The organism is Pseudomonas sp. SIMBA_067 (assembly GCF_046534675.1).
Classification (GTDB): domain Bacteria; phylum Pseudomonadota; class Gammaproteobacteria; order Pseudomonadales; family Pseudomonadaceae; genus Aquipseudomonas; species Aquipseudomonas putida.
The window spans coordinates 1-248 of sequence record NZ_JAWRYH010001044.1 but is presented as its reverse complement, the minus strand read 5'-3'; the positions used below and the strand labels follow the sequence as shown (position 1 = coordinate 248).

Annotated in this window: 1 protein-coding gene; it reads right to left on the bottom strand. The window is 53.6% G+C overall.

The window, feature by feature from the left end:
* A partial coding sequence (locus SB765_RS32400) for a hypothetical protein (protein ID WP_410932864.1) occupies positions 1 to 214 on the bottom strand: 214 nt, incomplete at its 3' end.
* Positions 215 to 248: the final 34 nt, after the last annotated feature.

Genomic DNA, 248 nt, shown 5'->3' with positions numbered 1-248 from the left:
CAAAAACCTTTCGCGAATCATCCCAACTGCGAAATTCTTGTTCCAGTGCCAACCCCAGTTTTCTATTGCGGTCTTCCGAGCTGGAAAGATGGAAGGTGTAGCTTTCACCCCTGGACAAGTCGAGGAGCACGCGTCCCTCGTCGGTGATAGTGCCTCCATTGCTTTCTTCAAGGCGGATGTCCATGTGCAGCGAGGGGGCGTTCAGCGGGTCCATCAGCGCGATACTGGTAATATCCATTAGTCGGGTG